The organism is Mesorhizobium sp. M7A.F.Ca.MR.245.00.0.0 (assembly GCF_003997415.1).
In the GTDB taxonomy this organism is placed as follows: domain Bacteria; phylum Pseudomonadota; class Alphaproteobacteria; order Rhizobiales; family Rhizobiaceae; genus Mesorhizobium.
Map to the genome: position 1 here is coordinate 123,226 of NZ_RZTE01000005.1, position 5,276 is coordinate 128,501.

The 5,276-nt window shown below is 63.3% G+C and carries 6 protein-coding genes, 1 tRNA gene and 1 pseudogene; 3 read left to right on the forward strand and 5 right to left on the reverse strand.

The window, feature by feature from the left end:
• Together glpK and EOB80_RS08535 are read left to right on the forward strand one after the other, a co-directional pair.
• Positions 1–1,068, forward strand: a 1,068-nt coding sequence (gene glpK / locus EOB80_RS08530) for a glycerol kinase GlpK (protein WP_245466294.1), incomplete at its 5' end; no start/stop codon positions are given.
• Between the two features lie 26 nt (positions 1,069–1,094).
• A complete protein-coding gene (locus EOB80_RS08535; protein WP_127321928.1) occupies positions 1,095–1,568 on the forward strand; it encodes a DUF6882 domain-containing protein in 474 nt (157 codons plus the stop codon).
• A gap of 88 nt (positions 1,569–1,656) precedes the next feature.
• Here the strand turns inward: EOB80_RS08535 and EOB80_RS08540 are convergent, their stop codons facing one another.
• A complete protein-coding gene (locus tag EOB80_RS08540; RefSeq protein WP_127321927.1) occupies positions 1,657–2,142 on the reverse strand; it encodes a BA14K family protein in 486 nt (161 codons plus the stop codon).
• 259 nt (positions 2,143–2,401) lie between these two features.
• Between EOB80_RS08540 and EOB80_RS08545 the strand changes: the two genes are divergently transcribed.
• Positions 2,402–2,477, forward strand: a tRNA-Lys gene (locus tag EOB80_RS08545).
• A gap of 64 nt (positions 2,478–2,541) precedes the next feature.
• Here the strand turns inward: EOB80_RS08545 and EOB80_RS08550 are convergent.
• From EOB80_RS08550 to EOB80_RS35135, 4 genes and pseudogenes are all read right to left on the reverse strand, one after another.
• Positions 2,542–3,012, reverse strand: a complete 471-nt coding sequence (locus EOB80_RS08550; RefSeq protein ID WP_127322545.1) for a nucleoside deaminase — start codon at positions 3,010–3,012, stop codon at positions 2,542–2,544.
• Between the two features lie 251 nt (positions 3,013–3,263).
• Positions 3,264–4,403 (reverse strand): DNA-processing protein DprA, encoded by a 1,140-nt coding sequence (gene dprA, locus EOB80_RS08555; protein ID WP_127327416.1) that lies wholly within the window; start codon positions 4,401–4,403, stop codon positions 3,264–3,266.
• 17 nt (positions 4,404–4,420) lie between these two features.
• Positions 4,421–5,008, reverse strand: a complete 588-nt coding sequence (gene plsY / locus EOB80_RS08560) for a glycerol-3-phosphate 1-O-acyltransferase PlsY (RefSeq protein WP_127327333.1) — start codon at positions 5,006–5,008, stop codon at positions 4,421–4,423.
• Positions 5,009–5,065: 57 nt separating this feature from the next.
• A pseudogene (locus tag EOB80_RS35135) lies at positions 5,066–5,276 on the reverse strand (hypothetical protein); the annotation flags it as partial.

The window sequence follows — 5,276 nt, forward strand, 5'->3', positions numbered from 1 at the left end:
ATGTTGGACAAGGTGAAAGGCGCGAGAAAACGCGCCGAGAAGGGCGAATTGCTCGCCGGCACCATCGACAGCTTTTTGATCTGGCGGCTGACCGGCGGCAAGGTCCACGCCACGGACGCCACCAACGCCTCGCGCACACTGGTCTACAACATCGCTGAGAATGCCTGGGACGACGAGCTGCTGTCGATCCTCAACATCCCGGTAGAAATGCTTCCAGAGGTGAAGGACTGCGCCGATGACTATGGAATCACGGAGAAAAATCTCTTTGGCGCCGAGATAAGAATCCTCGGTGTCGCCGGCGACCAGCATGCGGCAACCATCGGCCAAGCCTGCTTCGAGCCAGGCATGATGAAATCGACCTACGGCACCGGCTGTTTTGCGCTCCTCAACACAGGCAGCGACCTGGTGCGTTCGAAGAACCGGCTCTTGACCACCATTGCCTACAGGCTGAACGGCAAGACGACTTACGCGCTGGAGGGCTCGATCTTCATTGCCGGAGCGGCCGTGCAATGGCTGCGCGACGGCATTAAGGTGATCGGCAAGGCCGAGCAGAGCGGCAAACTGGCTGATGAAGCCGATCCGACCCAAAACGTCTATCTGGTGCCGGCCTTCGTCGGGCTCGGCGCGCCGCATTGGGACGCCGAGGCACGCGGCGCCATTTTCGGACTGACGCGCAATTCCGGCCCGGCGGAGTTTGCCCGCGCCGCGCTTGAATCCGTGGCCTACCAGACACGCGACCTGCTCGACGCCATGCGCAAGGACTGGAAGGGGGCTTCGGCCAAGACCGTGCTGCGGGTCGATGGCGGCATGGTGGCGTCGGACTGGACCATGCAGCGTCTGGCCGACATCCTCGATGCACCGGTCGACCGCCCGACCATTCTGGAGACGACGGCGTTGGGGGCGGCCTGGCTGGCCGGCTCGAAGGCGGGCGTGTGGCCGGATGCCAAGAAGTTTGCGAAAAGCTGGGCGCTGGAGCGGCGCTTCCAGCCGGACATGGATGGCTCCGCGCGCGCAGCCAAACTCGCAGGCTGGCGCGATGCTGTGCGCAGGACGCTGAGTGTGCCATAACCGATTGTCTAATGGGGCGAGGGGAAATGAAGCCAGATTGGTATCCTGCTTGGCGCGACGAGGCTATCGAACAACTAAATGCCAAGAATGACCGCTTGGAGAGAGACTTCCAGCTCGGCCACTGGTCTCGCTACGACTATGACATCGAGACCAGAAGGCTTTTGTTTTCCAAGGGCGGAGAAATCAAAGTCACCGCAGAGGTCCAGATTGCCGGGTCCACGAGCGCTAAGTCGCAGAGTTGGCTCTGGGCCTGGGCAAATTCAAATTGGCCCGATGACGTTATGATCGACGCAAAGCGGGTTCGATCCTTCGGCGAGACAAATAGCATCGACGAACTGATCCAGTCCTACGTGACGGATGTCGATGACGACCTGGAAGTGCTTGGTTGGGAACTGAGCGCCGCGGCGGTTCGAATTTGCGACGCCCTTGGAGCATATCGCTCACCTTCGGAAGGCGATGCACGTTTTTACATCATCAAGGCCATCAGTTGGGCTGGCTGATGCCGGCTCCCATGCTTACTGAAAAGAGAAGACCCGCGACAGATTCTGGCACGGGTCTACTCGTCAGCTATTGGCACTCATTCACGAATCAGTAAGGCGAACGGCACTCCTTGCGAGGGCCGTAATTAGGCTGGAACGTGTTGTCCGAAGCACGGTAGCTGCGATAGCGGTCGTAGCACCACTGGACGTGGGCGTTGCCTCCGTAGACGCGATTGTTCTCGTTGTTGATGATGGCACCGGTGATCAGCGCGCCAGTCGCGAACGCCGCGAGCGGGAACCAATAATCGCCGTGACGACGGTAGCCGGGGCGATATTCGCGATAGCCGCGATGGCCGTTCCAATACGCGCCGCGATTGCGGGAAAAATTGCGGTCACGCGAAAAGCTGCGGTCACGCGAAAAATTGCGATTGTGGCGGTCCTTACGCCACTCCCGGTACTGGACTGTCTGCACATCCGGCACCGCGACCTGGGATTGCGGCACATAGTTCGGTTGGGCATTAACGGACACCGTCTCCGCCGCAACGAATGTGGCGGAGAGCGTGGCCGCCAGAAGGCTCGTTGTGATTCTGTTCATTGGTTTTCTCCTCGATGGTTTTGGCGGACGTCCCTGTGCCGGGAAAACGAGCGGCACATACAATTGTTCCCCAGACTGGATGCCGCTGTCGGGCAGAAATGCCAGTGTTCCCTTGGCTGTTCTCCCACCGATGGCGCGGCTGGCAAGTGTCGCGACAGGGCGAAGCCGCCCGTGTTTGCGAGCCCTCTTTTTCCGGTTGACCGGTCGAGGCACTCTCCCTATGTTCCGCGCAATTTCGAGGGCCGCCTTTCGCCCGCGGGAGCGCGTAGCTCAGCCGGTAGAGCAACTGACTTTTAATCAGTAGGTCATGGGTTCGAATCCCATCGCGCTCACCAAATCCACCCGATGAACTGTCACCCATCTCTCGGGAAGGGCACACCACAACGGGCGGGGAAGCCGTCAACGCTTCCAGAAATCGCGGTGCGGTGCGAGCAACTCGTCGGCGATTTCGGGGAAGGGGCCAAAGACCTCGATCTTTTTCTGACCGGAGTCGAGGACTGTGCGCGAAGAGAGGCTCATCGTCGGATTCTCCGCGTGATCTCCGGTGAGCGCCAGCAGCTCGGTCTCCTCGACCCCGTAAACCAGCCGCCCGATATTGGCCCAATACATCGTGCCGGCGCACATGGCGCACGGCTCGAAGGTTGAGACCAGCGTGCATTGCCACAGGAACTCCGGCTCATAGGCCGCCGCCGCGCGCCGGGCGAGCTCCGTCTCGGCATGGCGCACCGTGTCGAGATTGCCCTGCCGCATCAGCACGCGGTCGTCCGGCCCGACCAGCACGCAACCGAACGGATGGTGCCCATGCGCCGCCGTGTCGCGCGCGACGGCATCGGCGGACCGCAGGTGGGCGAGCATCTGATCGCGGGTCATGGCAAGATCCTGTCATGCCGACATCCACCGATGAGCGGCTGAGCGAGATTGGTGCCAACGGACGCGAGTGGCAAGAGCCAACTTTTGCTTGAGACCTTTGCCTCGGGATATCAGACCTTTGCCCTACAATCGCCGGCCGGTCTTGGCGTCGAACAGATGAGCACAGGCGCGGCAAAGCGGAAAGCCGGCTGAAAAGGCCATCCTCGCCGAGCTTCTCGAAGGAGTTCGGCGGCGCGAAAATGCGAACAGCGTCAGACGGAAGGCTCCCCGAACACCAGCGAAACATTCCCTCCGGCATGGCGCTCGAGGCGGCCGGCGAGGTCGAGTTCCAGCAGCACCATGAACACCTGGGCCGGGTGCAGGCGGGTGTGGCGGATGATCTCGTCGACCGCCACTGGCGTCGGGCCGAGCGCCTCGACGACGCGGGCGCGGTCGCTTTCGCCGGGCGGTGGTGTGGCCGAGAAGTCGGGCGGCTCTTCGAACGGCGGCACGTCGGGCGCCCGCATGCCGGTCAGCGGGGCGATCGCCCTGGAAATGTCGGATGCCTCGGTGACCAAGGTGGCGCCATCCTTGAGCAGGCCATTGGTGCCGGCGGCGCGTGGATCGAGCGGCGAGCCCGGCACGGCGAAGACCAGCCGGCCCATTTCGCCCGCAAGCCGGGCGCTGATCAGGGAGCCCGAGCGTTGCGCTGCCTCGACCACCACCAGCCCAAGGACCGCACCCGCGACAAGGCGGTTGCGGCGCGGGAAATCCTGGGCGCGCGGCTGCCAGCCGAACGGCATTTCCGAGATGATGGCGCCGCGCTCGGCAATCTCGTCGCACAGGCCGGCATTTTCAGGCGGGTAAGGCAGGTCGAGGCCGCCGGCCAGGACGCCGATCGTGCCGGTCGCAAGGCTGCCCTGATGCGCCGCGGTGTCGATGCCGCGCGCCAGGCCGGAGACGATTGCGTAGCCGTCGCGGCCGAGGTCGGCCGCCAGCATGCGTGCCATCTTGATGCCGGCCAGGGACGCGTTGCGTGCCCCAACGATGGCGACACCCGGCAGCCGGAAAACAGCTGCGTTGCCCTTTACCGCCAGCAGCGGCGGCGGATGGTCCATGTTGCGCAATAGGGGTGGATAGTCTGTTTCACCGATCCCGACAAAGCGGGCGCCGGCCTTTCCGGCTAATTCCAGTTCGGCCTCGGCTTCGGCAATGGAAGGGATGCGAGCGATCCGGATGGCGCCGCCTGAAATCATCAGTTCCGGCAGTATCTCCAGCGCCACCTCGGCCGAACCGAACCGGTTGATGAGGTCGCGAAAGGATGCGGGGCCGACATTCTGGGTGCGGATCAGCCGCAGCCAGCTCAGCCGCTGCCGGTCGCTGAGACGCGGCCCGGCGGCCGGCCCACTCACCACGGCGGCAGGCTCGCTCACCCCTTGGCTCCGATCTTGCCCTCGGTGCCGGCAAGCAGGCGCGAAATGTTTTCCCGGTGCTTGATGAAAACGATGATGCTCATAACCACGAACAAGGCCGCATTCTGCGGTGTGCTCAGGACATAGAGGGCGATCGGCACGATGACCGCCGCCGTCAGCGCCGCCAGCGAGGAATAACGGAACAGGAATGCCATCACCAGCCAGGCGACGGCAAAGATCAGCGCCACCTGCCAGGCAAGGCCGATCAGCACGCCGAGATAGGTGGCGACGCCCTTGCCGCCCTTGAAACCGAGCCAGACCGGGAAGAGATGACCGAGAAAGGCGCCAAGACCGGCCCAGATCGCCAGGTCAGGCGCGAAATGGGCTGCTATCAGCACGGCGGCCGTGCCCTTCAGCGCGTCGAGCAGCAGCGTCGCGGCGGCAAGGCCCTTGTTGCCGGTGCGCAGAACGTTGGTGGCGCCGATATTGCCGGAGCCGATCTTGCGCACATCGCCAAGGCCGGCCGCGCGGGTGAGCAGGAGCCCGAACGGAATCGAGCCAAGCAAATAGCCGAACACGAGCGTTGGGATGAGGCTGTAAATCATTGTTCCCCCCGCATTTCCCCAGTTCGGCCGGGTCAGGCGCGGTGCGCCGTGGCCGGTTCAGGCAGAAAACACTGTGCGGCCCGCAACCAGCGTTTGCAAGACCTTGCCTTGTAGTCGCGCGCCTTCGAAACAGGTGTTTTTCGACCGCGAACGAATACCGCTTTCGCTGACGATCCAAGGTTCGTCGAGATCGACAAGCGCAAGATCGGCTCCGGCAATATCGGCGCCACCAACGTTCTGCGCACATCGCCAAGGCCGGCCGCGCGGG

Excerpts from the sequence above, each read along its gene's own strand:
- EOB80_RS08540 (WP_127321927.1), bottom strand. The coding sequence starts at position 2,142 with ATGAACAGAATCACAACGAGCCTTCTGGCGGCCACGCTCTCCGCCACA.
- EOB80_RS08535 (WP_127321928.1), top strand. The coding sequence starts at position 1,095 with ATGAAGCCAGATTGGTATCCTGCTTGGCGCGACGAGGCTATCGAACAA.
- plsY (WP_127327333.1), bottom strand. The coding sequence starts at position 5,008 with ATGATTTACAGCCTCATCCCAACGCTCGTGTTCGGCTATTTGCTTGGC.
- EOB80_RS08550 (WP_127322545.1), bottom strand. The coding sequence starts at position 3,012 with ATGACCCGCGATCAGATGCTCGCCCACCTGCGGTCCGCCGATGCCGTC.